This is a genomic window from Burkholderia sp. Ac-20379 (assembly GCF_017104645.1).
GTDB lineage: Bacteria > Pseudomonadota > Gammaproteobacteria > Burkholderiales > Burkholderiaceae > Burkholderia.
Genome location: NZ_JAAGPF010000817.1, coordinates 1 through 595 on the forward strand (window position 1 = coordinate 1; position 595 = coordinate 595).

The 595-nt window shown below is 74.5% G+C and carries 1 protein-coding gene; it reads right to left on the minus strand.

Annotated features, from left to right (window positions below; translation table 11 throughout):
- Nucleotides 1-595: polyketide synthase dehydratase domain-containing protein (locus tag G3N92_RS34785; protein WP_206131969.1), on the minus strand; the 595-nt coding region annotated here is incomplete at both ends.

The following is a 595-nucleotide window of genomic DNA, read 5'->3' on the forward strand; positions in this document are numbered from 1 at the left end:
TAACCGCCGGGCCAGCCGTCCTGCCGCGCGTCGGCTTCGAGCTCGGCGGACCATTCGAGCCGCGCCAGCACCAGGCCGTCGCCCGCATGCAGCGCTTGCAGCGTGCGATGCGCCGGGCCGTAGGCCAGGCCCAGCGCCGCGAAGCGTCGGTAGCAGGCGTCGACGTCGAGCGTGTCGGGCGTCAGCGCCCGCAGCTTCGGCAGATCGTGAACCGGCGCGCGCGGCGCGTCGGCCCGCAGCGCCGCGATGCGGCCGGTGCCGAACACCTGCGCGCCGTCGCCCGCGCCATCGGCAATTTCATAGGCGTACGAACCTTCCGCGATGCGTTCCAGCGTCAGCGTCAACGGCAGCGCCGCCGACGACGCCTGCACCGCCGGCCGCAGCCAGGTGTGCTGCGTCAGCTCCGCGCCGGGCCCGCAGCCGGTGGCGCGCGCATGGGCTTCGCGCACGAACTCGAGATGCGCCATGCCCGGCAACACGCCCCGGCCCTGCACCTGATGATCGCGCAGGAAGAACGCCCGGCCATCGAGCCGCATCGTGTAGCGGTGGCGCGGCGCGGCGCCGGCATCCTCGTCCAGCGCAAGCTGCCCCGCCG